14 protein-coding genes are annotated in these 17,421 nt (G+C 41.8%); 6 read left to right on the top strand and 8 right to left on the bottom strand.

Going from position 1 to position 17,421, the window contains the following annotated elements; translation table 11 throughout:
* Nucleotides 1-15 precede the first annotated feature (15 nt).
* Nucleotides 16-903: a LysR family transcriptional regulator gene (locus RMZ41_RS28445; RefSeq protein WP_322641591.1), complete on the bottom strand. Its 888-nt coding sequence runs from the start codon at nt 901-903 to the stop codon at nt 16-18.
* A gap of 134 nt (nt 904-1,037) precedes the next feature.
* Between RMZ41_RS28445 and RMZ41_RS28440 the strand changes: the two genes are divergently transcribed.
* Together RMZ41_RS28440 and RMZ41_RS28435 are read left to right on the top strand one after the other, a co-directional pair.
* Nucleotides 1,038-1,814, top strand: coding sequence for a class I SAM-dependent methyltransferase (locus RMZ41_RS28440; protein WP_322641590.1), 777 nt, complete (start codon nt 1,038-1,040; stop codon nt 1,812-1,814).
* A 47-nt stretch (nt 1,815-1,861) separates the two neighbouring features.
* Complete coding sequence (locus RMZ41_RS28435) at nt 1,862-2,416, top strand: hypothetical protein (protein ID WP_322641589.1); 555 nt, start codon at nt 1,862-1,864, stop codon at nt 2,414-2,416.
* A gap of 103 nt (nt 2,417-2,519) precedes the next feature.
* Here RMZ41_RS28435 and RMZ41_RS28430 read toward each other — a convergent pair whose 3' ends face one another.
* Nucleotides 2,520-3,677 carry an extracellular solute-binding protein gene (locus RMZ41_RS28430; protein ID WP_322641588.1) on the bottom strand — a complete coding sequence of 386 codons (1,158 nt, stop codon included), beginning with the start codon at nt 3,675-3,677 and terminating at the stop codon, nt 2,520-2,522.
* A 356-nt stretch (nt 3,678-4,033) separates the two neighbouring features.
* Between RMZ41_RS28430 and RMZ41_RS28425 the strand changes: the two genes are divergently transcribed.
* A complete protein-coding gene (locus tag RMZ41_RS28425; RefSeq protein ID WP_322641587.1) occupies nt 4,034-4,402 on the top strand; it encodes a hypothetical protein in 369 nt (122 codons plus the stop codon).
* Between the two features lie 336 nt (nt 4,403-4,738).
* A complete protein-coding gene (locus tag RMZ41_RS28420) occupies nt 4,739-6,703 on the top strand; it encodes a di-heme oxidoredictase family protein (protein ID WP_322641586.1) in 1,965 nt (654 codons plus the stop codon).
* Nucleotides 6,704-6,807: 104 nt separating this feature from the next.
* On the opposite strand, the gene RMZ41_RS28415 is transcribed toward RMZ41_RS28420, so the two are convergent.
* The 4 genes from RMZ41_RS28415 to acpP form a co-directional block, all read right to left on the bottom strand.
* Nucleotides 6,808-7,386: a PEP-CTERM sorting domain-containing protein gene (locus tag RMZ41_RS28415; protein ID WP_322641585.1), complete on the bottom strand. Its 579-nt coding sequence runs from the start codon at nt 7,384-7,386 to the stop codon at nt 6,808-6,810.
* Nucleotides 7,387-7,557: 171 nt separating this feature from the next.
* A complete protein-coding gene (gene tkt, locus RMZ41_RS28410) occupies nt 7,558-9,585 on the bottom strand; it encodes a transketolase (protein WP_322641584.1) in 2,028 nt (675 codons plus the stop codon).
* A gap of 365 nt (nt 9,586-9,950) precedes the next feature.
* The gene (gene fabF / locus RMZ41_RS28405) at nt 9,951-11,201 is read right to left on the bottom strand and encodes a beta-ketoacyl-ACP synthase II (RefSeq protein ID WP_322641486.1); all 1,251 of its coding nucleotides are present in this window, start codon (nt 11,199-11,201) and stop codon (nt 9,951-9,953) included.
* A 277-nt stretch (nt 11,202-11,478) separates the two neighbouring features.
* Nucleotides 11,479-11,733 carry an acyl carrier protein gene (gene acpP, locus RMZ41_RS28400; protein ID WP_322641485.1) on the bottom strand — a complete coding sequence of 85 codons (255 nt, stop codon included), beginning with the start codon at nt 11,731-11,733 and terminating at the stop codon, nt 11,479-11,481.
* Nucleotides 11,734-12,155: 422 nt separating this feature from the next.
* Here acpP and RMZ41_RS28395 point away from each other — a divergent pair, with 422 nt between their 5' ends.
* On the top strand, nt 12,156-13,067 hold the full coding sequence (locus tag RMZ41_RS28395) for a CoB--CoM heterodisulfide reductase iron-sulfur subunit B family protein (RefSeq protein ID WP_322641484.1): 912 nt from the start codon (nt 12,156-12,158) through the stop codon (nt 13,065-13,067).
* Between the two features lie 45 nt (nt 13,068-13,112).
* On the opposite strand, the gene RMZ41_RS28390 is transcribed toward RMZ41_RS28395, so the two are convergent.
* A complete protein-coding gene (locus RMZ41_RS28390; RefSeq protein WP_322641483.1) occupies nt 13,113-13,871 on the bottom strand; it encodes a DUF928 domain-containing protein in 759 nt (252 codons plus the stop codon).
* 255 nt (nt 13,872-14,126) lie between these two features.
* Nucleotides 14,127-16,460: a CHASE2 domain-containing protein gene (locus RMZ41_RS28385; protein WP_322641482.1), complete on the bottom strand. Its 2,334-nt coding sequence runs from the start codon at nt 16,458-16,460 to the stop codon at nt 14,127-14,129.
* 513 nt (nt 16,461-16,973) lie between these two features.
* Here RMZ41_RS28385 and RMZ41_RS28380 point away from each other — a divergent pair.
* On the top strand, nt 16,974-17,342 hold the full coding sequence (locus RMZ41_RS28380) for a hypothetical protein (RefSeq protein WP_322641481.1): 369 nt from the start codon (nt 16,974-16,976) through the stop codon (nt 17,340-17,342).
* Nucleotides 17,343-17,421 lie beyond the last annotated feature (79 nt).

The following is a 17,421-nucleotide window of genomic DNA, read 5'->3' as shown; positions in this document are numbered from 1 at the left end:
TGCAAGTCACCACCTTCAACACTCCTGGGCAACTTGTATAACTATCTCCACAAGCTTCTGCACAGTTGGGGATGTCTCGCTTTTTCGCCAAATCATTGCAATGCTAACTTTTGGGGTAGGTTCTTGTACAGTTTTATAAACTACCCCAATCCGTTGCAAATTTTGCAAAGATGCTGGCACGATCGCTACACCCATCTTAGCTGCTACTAGACTGACAATCGTTTGCATCTGGATAGCTTCTTGAGCAACTTTGGGACTAAAGCCTGCTTGCTGGCAAACACTAATGATTAAATCATAAAGTCCTGGTGCTAATATCCTGGGAAATAAAATAAACGGTTCATTGGCAAGGGATGTCAAACACACATTAGATTGACTCGCTAGCAAATGCGCTTCAGGTAGTGCCACCATCAGCGACTCTTGAAAAATTGTTTCGCAACTAAATCTATTTTCTTCAACAGGTGGACGCAGGAATCCTACATCCATACGACCTTCTCGTAACCACTCTAACTGTTGATCTGTAGTCAGTTCATGCAACTCAATGCTCACACCAGGAACGTAACTACGAAAAGTTCGCAAAATAGTAGGCAAAATATTATACGCCGCAGAACTGACAAAGCCAACAACCAACTGTCCAATTTCGCCCCGACTAGTTTGCTGCCCAACTTGGATTGCCTGTTGTAATTGCCTCATAATTTGCTGAACTTCACCCAGAAATACCTGCCCCGCTTCTGTTAACTGCACATTTCGTTTTGTGCGATGAAACAGTTCAAAACCCAATTCCCTCTCTAGCTGTCGAATTTGTTGACTTAGGGGAGGCTGGGCAATGTGTAATCGTTCTGCCGCCCGTCCAAAGTGCAATTCTTCGGCCAAGGTGACAAAGTAGCGCAAATGTCGTAGTTCCATCTGTTACATAAACTCATATCTTTAAAATATTAGTTAAAGTGAAAATATATATTGGACATAATTAAAAATCTTTTCTACTGTGATAATTAGGCGGTGATGAATCCGTAAATCAACACACTGTAATTTCACTACTTATGAATAATCTTTCAATACCTAAAAATTCTTGGGATGCTGCTCTTTACCAAGATAAACACGCCTTTGTCTGGCAGTATGGTGAGGACTTACTAAAATTCCTTAACCCCCAGCCAAGAGAATCCATTCTGGATCTAGGTTGTGGGACTGGACAACTCACAGAAAAAATTGCCCAAGCTGGTGCTGAAGTCATGGGAGTTGATTTTGCACCTGCGATGATCGAAAAGGCCAGACAAAATTATCCCTATATCCGTTTTGATGTTGCTGATGCTAGGAACTTTCAAGTAGATAAGCCATTGGATGCTGTGTTTTCCAACGCTGTACTACATTGGGTGAAAGAAGCAGATAGTGCGATCGCTTCCATACATCAATCTTTAAAACCTGGAGGTCGTTTTGTGGCAGAATTTGGTGGTAAGGGAAATGTGCAAGCGATCGCCAGAGCTTTGGAAAGTGCTTTAGAAGCAATTAATATCCCTGCACAAGCCCTAAATCCTTGGTATTTCCCTAGTATCGGCGAGTACGCCAGCCTCCTAGAACAACAAGGCTTCGATGTGATTCATGCCATGCTTTTTGCTCGTCCAACTCCTTTAGCAGAAGGAGAAGCAGGTATGTCCAACTGGATTGGGATGTTTGCTAGTTCTTTTTTAGCAGGACTGTCTAGGGAGCAACAAATACAGCTAATTCGCGTCGTAGAGGAATATCTCAAGCCAACACTTTATCAACAAGGAAGTTGGACAGCAGACTATCGAAGAATTCGCATCGTTGCCATAAAACTATAAATTGTGCGAATTTTTACTAGTTAGTTAATTACGAATTAGTATCAGCTATGCATATACGTAAATTGTGCGATCGCCCTTGGCCTTGGCATAGCCATCGCCAAATATCATTTTCATTACTACTAAGCATTGCCCTCGCTACTTTACTAGTACCATCGTCCTCACTAGCACAAACACCTCCAATACCGTCGCCTTCTAGTGCGCCTTTAGAACTAGAGTTATTGACCAAACCAAAAGACTATATAATCACAGCTAACACCATTCATCCAGAAGGATTAACCGTTCCGAGTTTATGGTGGGCACAACAAAACTCTGAGAAAAAGCTACTAGATAATTGGATAGCATATCCAGCTTCTAGCAAAGAACCTGCACGAGTAGACTTGATTGTGAATCAGCAAATTTGGAGCTTACTAGAGTATATAGAACGCTACGACTTCGTAAATCGCTTGGGTAGCGCAGCACGAAACTTTGGTTACAATGTTCGGGTATTTAACTATCAAAAAGAACCCTTAGCAACTTACACTTGCAACTTTAGTATAAGTCCAGCTTTATGTAGTATTCAAACCAATGTTAAGAACAAGATAGGTTTACAGGGTTTATTCTAGTAAATAGTTAAGAGTTAGGAATTAGGAATTGAAGGAGATGAGCCAGATGGAAAAATTTAAATTCCCAATTCCCAATTCCCAATTCCCAATTCCCAATTCCCAATTAAACCTTAATTTTGGCAAATAAAGATTCGTATTGTTTGATTGCTGATGGCGGTAAGGGAAGCAAAAACTCACTTTTATCGAAAACTTGGCGATCGCTTTGTAACAGACTCCGTAATGGTTCTTGAATGTCAGAAGTAGTAATATTTGTAGAAATTGGCGAATTACTTTTAGTCAACACTGAAATTTGTTTAGCTATACTTGGTTGCCAACAAAAATCAATCCATTGATCTGATAAAGTATTCTTAGTAATACCTGCGGGGCGTACCCATAAGTCCGCCCACATTGCTGTCCCTGACTGGGGGATAACTGCGCCAAGTTGTGGATAACGCCCCAAAATTTGCAGTACATCGCTTGACCAACCAACTGCTAGCCAAGTGTCTCCCATAATTAGAGGTTCTAAGTAGTTATTGGAACTGTAAAACCTCACCTGTTGGTTTAATGTCTGTAATTCCTTTTCCAAATCTGCTACTTGGTCAATATTTTCCGTATTGTAAGATTTTCCTAGCTTCTTTAAGACCAGACCAATAACTTCTCGTGGTTGATTAAGTAGAGAAATACGCTGCTGAATTCCATCTCGCCACAAATCACTCCAATCTTTGGGTGTCCAACCTAAAGATTGCAACTTGTCACGGTTATACACAATTACCGTGCTACCCCACCGATAAGGCGCACCCCAAACTTTTCCTTGAGTATCCAAGTTACCTTGGTCGTTGCGCGCTACTAATTTTTTCCACTTTTCATCTAAAGCAGTCCATTGCTTTAATTCATTTCCCTGTACTTCTTGGAGTGGTTGAATGAGTTTCTGCTCAATAGCTGCTTTTAACCAATAATCTCCCAATGTTATGAGGTCTGCATCAGCCGTTTTTTGACCTTGCCTAAAGGGTATAAAACGACTCCATCCTTGTTCATCACTAGATTTTGATTTTTGCTGCCAATTCTGTAATTGCTGAAATAAATCTTGTATCTGCTCAACTGGGGCAAACTTTAACTGTATCTGTTGCTGTAAACCTTTGTGGAACTGATTCACCACCTGACCAGGTATAGAACCTTTTAATAACTGTACTTTTAGTTGAGTCTGCTTGTTTCCACTACAGCCAAAAAGCAGTTGTGAAAGTACCAGTGTGCTTGTACCTAACAAAAAAGACCGTCGATCCATTGATTTTGGATTTGAGATTTTTGATTATACCTAATATTAAGCAGGATTTACCAGAGGCTGACTATCTGAAAAAGTGGAGTTGCAAAATCATCTGTATTTTTGCTTGATAATACCGAAAATTTTGAATATTTGACTCAAAATAGCGATTTTTTAAGCAAATCAATGCCTAAAAATGAATTTTTCTCTATAAATTTACTGAGTACGACTTGTAATCAAGATTTACTTGTATTTGGAAGTAATCATTTAAATGTCACAATTGCACCAAAAATTATCAATACTTAAATAATCCATAAATATAGTTAAGGTTGGGGATAAATTGAATAACATAGAGAAAATGTACGGATACAGGGTATTAAATGGAGCCATTACAGCAGCAGATCCTGACTTTAAGCGAAAAACTGGATGCCCTCTGCCAAGTGATCGATCAACTTGATATTAAAGTCACTCAAGCTTTCTCAGAGTGTTCTTTAGCGAATACACAAGCAAAGGATAATTATCAGGAAAACGGCGCGGCTGGAGGCTATCATATCAGACGTATAAGTTTGAATCCAGAAATGGAACATAAGGATGTATTGACAGATGGTATTTATCTAGACATGCATCGTCAAAGTGGAGATAACATAACACCAGAAATTCAAATACAACGACTGACAGCGCAATTAACAGCAGCATATAATCGCATCGCTGCTTTAGAAGAACAATTACTTAGAGAAAGAATTCATTAAATTTAATTTGAATTCAACAAATTAAAAAATGCCTAGAGGCATGGAAGACAAGCTTTTAGATTCAATATAGAGTTAAGGCTTTGTAGGTATATTAAGTATAATCAACTAATCCAACTATTAAATTGATAAAAAACTTAAACACACTATTACATATATTTACGTAATAGTGTGGTATATCTACTTGTAAGCTTTTAGTGGATTGTTCGCTATGAAACAAAAAAAAACAACCCTAAGACTGGTGTAGTTAGGGTATTTTATACTTCAAAAAACAAGATATTCTTATTAATCAGCGTTTTTATCATTAGTGTTTTTGGTATTTTGTTATCAAATTGGTTGATGACAAGCCAGACAGCTTTCGCAAAAATTGACTTTTTGGAACCTGCTCCTACTCAACCGCTAGGCTATTACAACTACTTTGGGAAAGTACTTAGCCCTCAAGAAGCAGCAGGAGTAGTTGCAAATAAGGGACTTGATCCTAATGACCCTATTTCCTATCAACGGGTAGGTGCAGTTAAAATTACTCAAGAATTAATTGCCCAAGGTGAAAATATATTCTTGAACCGCAAGATTGGCGACACATTTGGTTTACAAGGGGTATTTGGTTTTGGACAAGGCTTCAATGTTCTATCAGATGAGATAGGTGCAGCGATCGCTAATTTGTATGGACAATCAACAACAAACCTAAAAATTACCCTCCAGAAGGATTTAACTATAGGTAGTAGAACTTTTCCCAAAGGGACTGTTATTCCTACAGGTCTCAAAGTTGAACAGGGACAAGTTGTTGTAGTAGGAAGCGCACCTAACGGCGACATTACTTGTGCAATCTGTCATGCAACCCTTTCTAATAAGGGTAAAATTCTTGCGGGAGTGCCCAATAGTGAACTTGCCATTCCGCTTTTGATTGCTTTATCACCAAATACAGCTGCGGGGTTTGCCCGATTAAACTTTAACCCTCTAGACCCACAATATAAAGGCAATGGGAAGACGATTATTGACAGTAAAGGCAATAAAGTAGAATTACCCGATCCTGAAAAGTTTGAAAAAGCCTTTGACGATGCTGTTTTAGATGTACCTTTCGGTAATTTTGAGAGTTCTCCCGATGGTATTAGAAACACTACTCAAATCCCTAGTGTCTTCACGTTTCAAGATCATCCTTATTTAGCTGATGGACAATTTGCTGTGGGCCCCTTTGCGGGACTCAGCGCTGTTAACAACGCTGTTCACTCCTCGGAAATCAATCTGTTCGCAGCCGCTCAAATCAGTGCAGAAACCCTTGGCATTGACCCAGAAGTTTATATTGGTACATTACTGCAAAATGCTGCCGTTCCCAGCCTACGTTTACCAGAAGGACTTCCAGTACAACCCTCACAGTGGTTGCGGGGAGCGATCGCACCGAATCCTACACAAGCAGAATTAGAAGACCAAATTTCTGCCCCTGGCACAGGAACTTACCCAAACTTGCGTCCCAGTTTATTTACTTACAACGGTTTAATTTTCAGCCCAAATACTCAAAAGCCCAATGATATTGCTAGTGGTACTTTCCTATTTGCTGACAACGCTATGTCTGCTTTTCAAAATAGCTTAGTACCACCTGCCAACCAGACTTCAGAGAACTGGCAAGCGTTAAATAGTAATTCTGTTAAGCGTGGCGCAAAAATATTTGAGAAGGCCAATTGTGCAACTTGCCATATTCCACCCTTCTTCACTGACAACAAAATTCATCCAATTGATGAAATTCGTACTAATTCAGCCCGTGCCCAGTCTCGCTTGGGGTTAAATAATTTGTTAGTACCACCCAAGCTATACACTTTTAATACTCCTGTTCCCATACCTGCTAGTGCTGAAGTGCTGGACGTACCAACAGAAGGTATTTCAGATAGTCCCACAACTCTACCCAAAGGGATATTGCCGAAAGGCGGTTACAAAACTAGTACGTTACGTGGTCTTTATTTAAGCGCACCATATTTGCACGATGGTGGTGCAGCAGTACAGGCAGGAAGTCTGGCTGTTGACTCAAATGGTAGTTTCACGGTTGTTAACAAGAATGGCTTAGGGCTTTCTGGTACTCTAAGTCAAGGTATACCTGCCGATGCTGCTAGCAGCTTACGTGCTTTAGTTGATCGCGATCTTCGTACCTTAGTTGTGAAAGCTAACAAAGCTAACCCTGCTTTAGTGCGTAGTAACCTTGATGGCACGGGTCATGACTTTTACGTAGATAGACAGGCTGGGTTTAATTCCAAGCAGCAAGCAGACCTAATTAATTTCTTGCTAGCACTTGATGATAATCCTGGAAGTTTCTAATAAAGCTACGGCTGATATTTGAATGTTAGGGATTTCCAAGAAATAAATAGTTGAATATTTTTTTATTTGGAAGTCCCAACTACAACAATAGAGTTCAGTTAAGGTTAAAATTGTTTCTCATACTTCTGGGAAGCTACTGCTTGTTTTCGCTTTGTCCACCAGCCAAAACTAAGAGCAAGCAATGAGCCAACTACTGTGTAAGGTTCGGGAACAGGACGTGGTGTTACACTAAAGCTGCCATAATCTACGTCGCTTGAAAACTCTGAATAACCTTCATTGAAACTACTGTAAAATACGTTAACATTGCCATTTCCGTCTTCCCCGCTTCCAGAAACCAGGTAGGAAAAACCGTTCTGGGTTAATAGCGGAGTACTTGCATTTAAAAGATTATCGTTGATTCCGTATGTACCTGGAGAAAGTAGCCCAATGATTGTCTCGGTAATGCCTTCGACTTTCCTTGTCCCAGTGATTCCTGTAATTGTGTAATTGTTTTTTATAGGATCTAAATCAGTAGTGGTGAGGATGCCGCTAGCAGAAATCCCTGTACCATTTGCTTCATAACTGGGAAAAGAGTACTGAAAATCAAATAATTGTACAGCTTGTGCCGCAGAAGATGTGCCGATACTAGTGATACCTATAGCAGCACTAGCAGTAGCAATACCAAGCTTTTGGACTAATTTCATCAGATAAATCTCCTGAAAAACAAGAAGGTAAATAGAGTTGTATAGTTCAAATTGTTATCAAGACGCTCTTACTGCAATTTGAATAACGAAATTATAAACAATTCTCCTGTGCAATAAAAAAAGGCGGGCAAGATGCCCACCTCACTAAATTTTGAGAATATTTTGTTGCTATTAACCTAACAATTGTTTAGCTTTAGCTAAAACATTATCAACGCTAAAGCCAAACTTCTCTAAACAAACACCACCTGGAGCCGAAGCACCAAAGCGATCGATACTAACTGTATCGCCTTCAGTACCTACGTATTTATGCCAACCGAAACTGCTAGCAGCTTCTACAGACAAACGCTTGGTAACAGCTTTCGGTAGAACAGACTCTTTATAAGCCGCATCTTGTGCTTCAAACAGTTCCCATGAAGGTAGCGAAACAACACGAACTTTCTTGCCTTCTGCTTTAAGTTTTTCGGCTGCGCCAACGGCGAGGCTCAATTCTGAACCAGTACCAATCAAGATAATCTCAGGTGTACCTTCGCTATCTACCACGGTGTATCCACCTTTCGCTACGCCCTCAACTGATGTACCTGCCAAATTGGGGACGTTTTGACGAGTGAACGCCAACAAAGATGGAGCGTTTTGCTTCGCTTTTTCGATCGCTATTTTATAAGCGCCAGAGGTTTCATTACCGTCTGCGGGACGAAACACTAATAAGTTAGGAATGGCTCGTAAGGAAGCCAGAGTTTCAATGGGTTGGTGTGTTGGCCCGTCTTCACCTTGTCCAATTGAGTCGTGAGTCATCACCCAAAGCACGCCAGCTTGGGAAAGCGCGGATAAGCGGATGGCAGCACGCATATAATCTGTGAAGATTAAGAAGGTTGCACCGTAGGGGATTAATCCCGAACTGTGCAGGGCTATACCATTACAGATTGCGCCCATACCATGTTCCCGGACACCAAAGTGGATGTTGGGGTTTTCGTAGTGTCCTTTTTGGAAGTCGCCTTTACCCTTGATTTCGGTCAAGTTGGAGTGGGTTAAGTCAGCCGAACCACCAATCAATTCAGGTAAAACTGCTGCTAGTTTGTTGAGGCAGGTTTCTGAGTGTTTGCGAGTGGGCAATCCTTTGTCTTCTGGGGTGTAGGTGGGTAGTACTTTATCCCAACCGTCGGGCAGCTTGCCGCTTAGGTAGCGTTCAAATTCAGCCGCTTCTTGGGCATATTTAGCTTTGTAGTCGGCAAATGTTTTGTTCCATTCCTCTTCGTAACCTGCACCACGCTCAACTGCTTTACGTGTGTGGTTGAGAGCTTCTTCGGGTACTACGAAAGGTTCGTATTCCCAACCCAAATTTTTCCGAGTCAATGCTATTTCATCTCCACCCAAAGCAGCACCATGAACGCCAGCAGTGTTTGCTTTATTGGGAGAACCATAACCGATGGTGGTTGTCACCTTAATCATTGATGGTTTATCGGTGACAGATTTAGCTTCTTCAATTGCTTTGGCGATCGCTTCTAAATCAGTGTTACCATCTTGGACGTGCAGAACGTGCCAACCGTAAGCTTCAAAACGCTTGGAAACATCTTCGGTGAATGCCACATCTGTGGAACCGTCGATGGAAATGTGGTTGTCGTCATACAGAGCGATGAGTTTGCCTAATCCCAAATGTCCCGCAAAAGAAGCAGCTTCACCAGAAATACCTTCCATATTGCAACCGTCACCTAAAATTACGTAGGTGTAATGGTCAACAATCTTGGTATCGGCTTTGTTGTATTTAGCGGCAAGGTGCGCTTCGGCGATCGCTAAACCGACTCCATTGGCGATTCCTTGACCCAAGGGGCCAGTTGTGACTTCAACGCCTGGGGTTTCAAAGTTTTCTGGGTGTCCGGGTGTTTTAGAACCCCATTGACGGAATTGTTTGATATCTTCGATGGTGACGCTATCGTAGCCTGCGAGGTACAGTAGGGCGTACTGCAACATCGAGCCATGACCGGCAGACAAGACAAAGCGATCGCGGTTAAACCATTTGGGATTCTTGGGATTAAACTTCATAAAGCGATCCCAGAGGACAAAAGCCATTGGAGCCGCGCCCATTGGCAGTCCTGGGTGTCCCGATTTTGCCTTTTCTACGGCATCAACAGCCAAGAAGCGGATCGAGTTAATACAAAGTTCTTCCAGGGACAATTCTTTGGCGGATTGGGTTGCAACAGTCATAATCTCTTGTTTTTAACGACGGGTTAGCACTCTTCGTAGCTTCTTTTGCTGGGGTTATTTTAGATTCCCCACAATATCCTCATCATCCCATTCCCGCTTGTCGATGGACAAGCGGGATCTCCTGAGTTTCTGGTGATAAATCAAGCTGATAAATGGGTCATGTTGAACGCTTAACTTATATCGGAATGATATCTATGATACTTTGGGCATGGGGCATGGGGCATTGGGAATTGGGAATTGGGAATTGGGAATTGGGAATTGGGAATTGGGAATTGGGAATAGTTATTCTCCTTGTCCCCCTGCTCCCTGCTCCCTGCCCCCTGCTCCCTGCCCCCTGCTCCCTGCCCCCTGCCCCCTGCCTTCTTTTAGACGTATTTCTTAAAGGCCAGTGTGACATTATGACCGCCAAACCCAAAAGAATTGGATATTGCTATCTCGACTTTTTGAGCGCGGCTGTAGTTAGGCACGTAATCTAAATCACACTCAGGATCGGGATTTTCTAGATTGATTGTCGGTGGAATTTGGTCATTAGCGATCGCCAGTACTGTTGCTACTGCTTCAATACCTCCAGAACCGCCTAATAAATGACCTGTCATCGATTTAGTTGAGCTAATTGCCACCTTATAAGCATGTTCTCCCAAGGCTTTTTTGATGGCTGAGGTTTCAGTTGAATCATTAGCTGGGGTACTAGTGCCGTGGGCATTAATGTAGCTAATCTGTTCAGGTGTTATACCGGCATCTTTTAGCGCTAGTTCTATGGCTCTGGCTGCACCTAGTCCACCAGGGACGGGGGAAGTGATATGGTATGCGTCACAGGTCATACCATAGCCGATCATTTCAGCATAAATATGAGCGCCGCGACTTAGGGCGTGTTGGAGTTCTTCTAGAATTAAAATTCCTGAACCTTCACCCAAGATAAATCCATTGCGATCGCGATCGAAAGGACGGCAAGCATGAGCCGGATCGTCATTACTAAAAGAGAGGGCTTTGCAAGCGGCAAACCCAGCCATCGATAATGGTGTCACAGCTGCCTCTGTTCCGCCGCAAATCATCGCCTGGGCATATCCCCCTTGAATTAAGCGAAAAGCATCGCCTACAGCGTTAGAGCCAGCAGCGCAGGCAGTTACAGGACAGGAATTTGGCCCTTTAGCACCCGTGTGAATTGCCGTTAATCCTGCTGCCATATTAGCGATCATCATCGGTATCATGAATGGACTACAGCGATCGGGCCCACGGTTGAGGTAGATAGTTTGCTGGTCTTCTAATACCTTAATGCCGCCAACGCCAGAACCGATCATGACACCTACCTGTTCTGCATTCAGTTCATTAATAACTAACTGCGCGTTAGCTAGAGCCTGTTTTGCTGCCGCAACCCCAAATTGGGCAAACCGATCCATCCGCTTGGCTTCTTTGCGCTCTAAGTAATCGTGTGGATCGAAGTTTTTTACCTCACCAGCAATGCGGCAATCATGGCCAGACGCATCAAAAAATGTGATGTGGTCAATGCCATTACGTCCACTCAATAATCCATCCCAATATTCTGTTGCTGTATTACCTATAGGTGTAATCGCGCCAACACCGGTTACAACAACGCGTTTACGTGTATGATCTGTCATGATTCAGTTAAAGGTGGCGAAAAAGCAGCAGGCATTAAACAGTGCTGAGTTCTGTTAGCGTTAACGGGGGTTTAGCCCGTCCTGAGTTCTGAGTTTTGGAAGCACCTAAAAATGGAGAAAACTCCAAATTGCCTCCTAAAACTCTAACTCCTAAACCCTGTACAGACGCGATTAATCGCGTCTCTCAGCACTCAGTGAAAAGTTAAAACAGTGGTTTTTGCCATAAACGCCCAGAGGAGGCATGGCATTGCCATCTGAATGAAAACTCAAAACTTTTTTAAGCTGATGCGGTAACTTTATTATTGATGTAATCCACTGCGTCTTGAACCGATACAATCTGTTCGGCAGCTTCGTCAGGAATTTCGATATCAAATTCTTCTTCCAAAGCCATCACCAGTTCAACGGTATCCAAGGAATCTGCTCCTAAATCTTCCATAAATTTGGACTGGGGAGTGATTTTGGTGTCATCTTCAACACTCAGTTGTTCGGCGACGATTTTCTTGACCTTATCAAAAAGTTCCGTTTGGCTCATAAATACTAAAAGTCCTTAACCAGTTGCTAGGTTCTGCTCTTTACGGGAAACATTGTTTTGAGCATATACATCTTATCGTCAAGCGCGATCGCCCGTATACTACCAAGGGTTTTTCTGTTAGAAAACCCTGCTCGTTCCTCAAAAAAATAGATAAATTTTTTAGGAACAGTTGAGTAGGGGAGCGGGCTACGCCATTGCCAATACCGTATAAATGCTTCAGTTGGCTAATTCCTGCTAAATTTTTTTACAATGTCTTGAGTGGTATTGACAACCTTGCTAGCAATCAGAATATGTAGACGCTACGGCTTTGAACCTAGACGGTTAAAGAGTCGCTCAACGGCAAACATCATGACTTTGGTGCTAACAAGGAGTAATAAAACAGTTATTGTTTAGAGCGATCGCTCTAACCCAAATATACCTCTATGCTATCTCAGACATTCAAACTCAAATACGCTTACTTTCCTGGTTGTGTTGCTCAAGGGGCCTGTCGGGAACTTTACCAGTCAACTCAAGCCCTTACTCAAGCACTGGGTATTGAATTGGTTGAACTTAAAAAAGCTGCTTGCTGTGGTTCTGGCACATTTAAAGAAGATTCTCAACTTCTAGAAGATACAGTTAACGCCAGAAATATTGCTTTAGCAGAAGAATTAAATTTGCCCTTACTTACCCATTGCAGTACTTGTCAAGGTGTTATTGGTCATGTTAACGAACACCTGAAAGAATGTAAGACTTCTGACCCTACCTATATTGAACAGGTTAATGGCTTGCTGCATAAAGAAGGTTGTTCGCCTTATCGCGGTAGTACTGACGTTAAACATCTCCTTTACGCCTTGGTGACAGATTACGGTTTAGAGGAAATTACCAAACGTGTCACCCAGAAGTTAACTGGATTAAAATGTGCGGCTTTTTATGGCTGCTATCTCCTCCGCGCCCAAAAATCCATGCCTTATGACGATCCGTTTCAACCAGAAGCGATGGAAAATATGTTTCGGGCGGTGGGTGCAACACCAATTTATTATCGAGGCCGGACACAATGTTGCGGTTGGCCCCTTGCTAGCTATGCCACTACCCAATCTTTCAAAATGGCGGGGATGCATATTCAAGACGCTTTGACATCTGGTGCTGACTGTATAGTTACACCTTGTCCTCTGTGCCACTTAAATTTAGACTCGCGTCAGCCAGAGGTAGAAAAAGTTATTGGGCAAAAGTTAGGTTTACCAGTGTTGCATTTACCCCAGTTGATTGCTTTAGCACTTGGGGTTAGTCCAAAAGAACTGGGTTTAGAACGCCATGTTGTTTCTACTAAGCCAGTGTTGGAGAAATTAGGTTTTTAGTTGGAATTGGGAATTGGGAATTGGGAATTGTTACTGAGATGCTCCTTATCGGCAGCAGTCTACTATCGGTTCTGAAGCAATATCACTCAAATTTACAGCTTGCAATATCCTAGTCCAATCAGCATGTTTTGGATCTATACGGCGAAGTTCGGCTGAAGCAGTCAGGGATTCGTACCAAATACCATTGGTGGCATAAAGAGTGACGCGCTGTTTTAGTGTTGCTTTTTCTAGCTGACTTTTTAGAACTGGGTTGAGTTCAATCCTTTTAATCCAACCACTCACAAAAATAGGTGATTGTTCTTGATTACAGTAAATATTGAAGTACCAATGATAGCGCTTGCCAACTTCTAACGGGGGAACTTTTGATGGTAGAGAAAGGCTAATAACTCCTGGTGTCCCAGACAGTGAAACAGGACTTTGGTATATAGTCTCCTCAGCTTCATTCTGTAATACGAAATCAGCCGAAACTGTGGTTACATCAGGAACGTAAAACCAGAAAGTTGGATGGGAGGTAGTCGTTAATCCCAAGACTAATTCCGCATTTGGAAGCTGATAAACCGGAACTAACGCTGTTAGTTCTTTTTGTTTTGATGTAGTAAGTTGCTTGTTTATATTTCCACAGCCGCGCTTTCCTCCCCCAACGCGATTACCAGGTGCTTTAATATCGCCTGGTGGGGGAGGCGCGTTAAATATTGGTGATGTGAAAACTTCAGATTTTATCGGCTGTGCTTGCACTGGTATCGAGGAAAGTGATAGCAAAGCGATCGCAAAGGCAAGTTTAATACTTCGTAATTTGTAATTCATAAAAATATATTCAATATGAGTTTACTGGTTGAATTCATAGCCTTTGTTTGTAAAATTAGGATTTTCTATAGGAAAACTACCTTTATTTCAGTAAAAACTTGAAATCTATAAATACTTTTATTGACAACTGTCTAATTTTCAAATTTTAAGATAAATATTATTATCGGCAAATTAATAAAAGCTATTTATCTCTTCAAAAAAATGAAAAGTCTTTACGGAAATTATTCCTTCCAACCTGGCTTTATTAATTACGAATTACGAATTACGAATTAGTCTTACAATGCTGCCTGTCACGACCAGAACGATCGCGGCCGGAATGAGCGGTATCCAAATACCTTCCAGCAGCAAAAAAAAGCTAATTGCCGATATAGCGCCAATTACAGCAACTCCGGCTATTCCTAAAATCAAGGAATGAGGAATGCGCCATGCCAATATTCCTGCAAAAACAGACCAGAAAAAAACCCACACAGCCTCACCCCAAACAGGCCAAACCCACAACAGGGTGCGCCCATCTAAAACTGCACTGAGAATTTGACTCACCATTTGAGCATGAATTATCACTCCAGGTATTTCCTGCTTGCGATCGCTAGTGTAAGGTGTGGAAAAATAATCACCGGCGCTTTGGTTAGTAATCCCAATAAGTACAATCCGATTTTTCACCATATTCGGATCGATCGCACCCCTGAGCAAATCTTTTAAGGTAATTTGCTCCACAGCCTTTAAGGGAGAGTCAGAGGAACGGTAATTTAGCAATATTTGATAGCCCCAGTCATCCATTTTTTGATAGCCACCAAAATGCGATCGCAACCGCCTAAACACAACTTGACCAATCTGTAAATCCTTTGTTTTGGTGTATTTGGCATAAATACCTTCTGCTTCTAAATAACGAAATGCCAATTGAGCGCTGAAAGCGTAGGGTGTAGTACAAAGGGATGACTCGCTTGGTTGCATAGCGAGCAGATGGCGGCGGATAATACCATCTGTATCTTGAACAAAATCGCTAAAGCCTTGACGTTCTGTAGGAATTTCTGGAGGGGGTGAAACGCCTGGTTCATTAATTGTCGGTTCGCTAACTTTGCAAATAGCAATAAAGCGATCGCTATGCCGCATCCAAGCAGCTAAAGCTGTTTCCTTGGCATCTACAGGGAAATCACGATAAATATCTAAGCCAATGGCTCGTGGTTTGAATTTTTCGAGTTTCTGAACAATTAGAGCTAATGCGCGATCTGAGAGCGATCCTTTTCTGTCTTGCTGTTCTGGAAGCTTAAAATCATCTTCAGCGATCGCAACTACTAAAAGACGGCGATCTGGTTGTTCGCTAGGACGCAGCCGCAGCAGTTGGTCAAAAGCCTTTAGCTCCAAAGGTTGTAATAATCCAAGATGACGCACTCCCATTATTGAGGTTGTGACAACCACAGCCAACATCAGCATCCGAAAAGAGCGCTGACGAGGTAATGTTTGCGGTGTTGCTAGCGATTGTGAACTAAATAAAGCTTTATCAACCCAATTTTGATTAAAAACAGCAGCATAAATGCGGTTATAGACTTTTAAGAAACCCTGCTGCTTGACTACTAATCCTGAGAGCCGTAATTCCATTTGCTCAGGACTGCTATTTGCTGTGATTTGGCCTGTTTGCAAAATTTGCTGATAAAGCCGCAGCAATTGTCTAGTATGCCGTTCGCTTTTCAAAATGCGATCGCGAATCGTCCTGAGATGTTCTGGTTCATCTTGAGATTCCCAGTTTTCAATTACTTGAGAATGTACCAGTTTCTCAACATACGCTGCTTCCCCCTCTACTGGAATAGCAGAGGAAGATGTAACAATTAACTGGCAAAGCTTCTGAGTCAAAAAAGGTTGACCGCCACTCCAAGCTAAAATTTCTCGCAACACTATTTGAGGATTGACAATACCCACTAATCCCTCAACTAATGGTTGAGCTTCGTGCCATTGAAAGCCGTTTAGTTCAATTGCTCGACCAATATTAAAAGGTGTTCGGTGTTTGTCTTGAATCAAATCATAGGGAGTAGTCACCCCTAGCAGTGCAAAAGTAAGACGCTGATAAGCTGGATTGTCGGCTCGTTTGTTATAGCAAGCTCGAATCAAAGCTAAAAAATCATCCTTGAAGTTTAATTTGAGAATGCTATCAATTTCGTCTACAAAAATCACCATATTTTCAGAGACTTCTGCCAGTAGCACCGACTCAATAAACTCACTCAAACGCTGCACTGGTGATAATTCAGCGCGATGGCTCCACCAACTCAATACTTTGAATTTGGGAATAAAACTACGTGCTAATCTCCGTAGCACACCCAAATACCACTCAGATGCAGTGATATCCTGACTCCCAATCGCTGTAATATCAATAACACCACAAACAATATTGTCTGCTTGTAATTTACGCATTGTTTGCACTCGCAAACTTGACTTACCCATCTGCCGCGAGTTGAAGACATAACAAAATTCTCCAGCCTTGAGTGCATCATAAAAATCTTTATCGGCTTGTCGCTGCACATAGCACGGAGCATCAATTTGCAGACTCCCTCCGATTTGATATTTGTAAGGCTTTTCTGCTTTGCTCGTCGGATGCATTTTAAGTAGCCCTTTTAAGGTACTTTTTGAAGAAGAATTCAGAAGTCAGAATAGGCTAAACCTTAGCTATCCGCTAACAGGAGTCAGAATAAATATAAGTTGGGGTTCCAAAATTAAGTTTCTGACTCGCAAATTAAGTTTTTGAATCGCAAATTAAGTTTCTGACTCGCAAATTAAGTTTTTGAATCGCAAATTAAGTTTTTGAATTGCAAATTAAGTTCCTGACTTGTATTTTACCTTCACAATTCATAAACTTGTTTTTATTAATTTATTTCAGCAAACATACTTGTATACGGCAGATTGCAACAGGCGTGAGGTACAGATTATTGTAAGGGCACGGCAATGCCGTGCCCCTACCCGTGTACTTCATTTACCTAAAAAACGCTGTATATCCAGTTTGCAAATTCTCATGCTTTTAAAATTCTGTAACTTCACTCAGGCTGATACATTTGCTGGTTGTGTATTGTAATGATATCTCAATAATTCCGTTGAAAATCCAAACAGGAAAACTTTATGGCGCAACGCAAACGCAACTCCCTTGCACTCACCAAAGCTGAACGACGGATTGAAGGAATGCAGATGATAAATCCTGAGTTAAGCTTTGACAATGAGTTATCAATAGCTAGTTACAACACTAAAATTCTGGAAATACGAGAGAAACTAGCCGCCTACAATCAAGCACGAGCCATAGTAGAAAAAACACAGAATGCATTATTAGACGCAGAACGCGAGTTAAATAGTTATTCCGAGCAGATGCTACTGAGTGTTGCATCTCGCTATGGCAAAAATAGTGATGAGTATGGGATGGCTGGTGGAACGCGCACATCTGACAGAAAGAAAGCACGTCCGACGGTAAACCAAACACCCATATTTACGAAGTAATTAACAATTCAGATAAAACCAAAACACTTGTAGAGACGGCGATTTATCGCGTCTTCTAAAAACGGCGATTTATCGCGTC

The organism is Nostoc sp. DedVER02 (genome assembly GCF_034530675.2).
Taxonomy (GTDB): Bacteria; Cyanobacteriota; Cyanobacteriia; order Cyanobacteriales; family Nostocaceae; genus Nostoc.
Note: the sequence above shows the minus strand (reverse complement) of the source record. Positions and strands in the feature narration are given on the sequence as shown.